The sequence below is a fragment of the Bremerella sp. JC817 genome (assembly GCF_040718835.1).
Lineage (GTDB): Bacteria > Planctomycetota > Planctomycetia > Pirellulales > Pirellulaceae > Bremerella.
The window spans coordinates 1-541 of sequence record NZ_JBFEFG010000175.1; the positions used below are offsets into that span (position 1 = coordinate 1).

1 protein-coding gene and 1 pseudogene are annotated in these 541 nt (G+C 61.7%); both read left to right on the forward strand.

Annotation, left to right across the window (positions count from 1 at the left end; translation table 11 throughout):
• On the forward strand, positions 1-243 hold a 243-nt coding region (locus tag AB1L30_RS00835; protein WP_367011447.1), incomplete at its 5' end, for a hypothetical protein.
• Positions 244-324: 81 nt separating this feature from the next.
• Positions 325-541 (forward strand): annotated as a pseudogene (locus tag AB1L30_RS00840) (amidophosphoribosyltransferase); the annotation flags it as partial.

A 541-nucleotide genomic window follows, 5' to 3' on the forward strand; every position in this document is an offset into this window, starting at 1 on the left:
AACGGTCAACGACTGCAAGGCAACGACGACTCGAACGGCAACATCGACAGCTACCTGACTGTGAAGGCTCCGGAAGACGAAGAACTGGTGATCCGCGTTCGCGATCACCTCGGTACCGGCGGTCCTTTGAGCCGAAGAGTACGTCGGCGACCTGTTGCTGAACCTTCGGTCCCCAGAAAATCGAGAATCCCTCCGTTGACTCCGGTAGAATACGGCAGACACGACATGTTCTTGCACCATTAACCTCGACAAAGGACGCGCAAGACCTGGCCGGTCGAAACACCGCCGAACAGAAACAGGGCACAAAAGACCGGGGCCGCGGCCATGATCAGCGCAAAACTCGGCCGCGAGCTGGCCCGGATGGAGGACGTGCCCCGCGACGCCGAGACGATCGTCGTCCCCGTGCCCGACACGGCAAAGGGGGCGGCCGATGCGATGGGATTCGAGCTGAATATCCCCTCCGTCGAAGGCCTGATGCGCAATCGGTACCTCGGCCGGACTTTCATCGAAGGGACCGCCGACCGCGAGGCCAAGGTCCGGC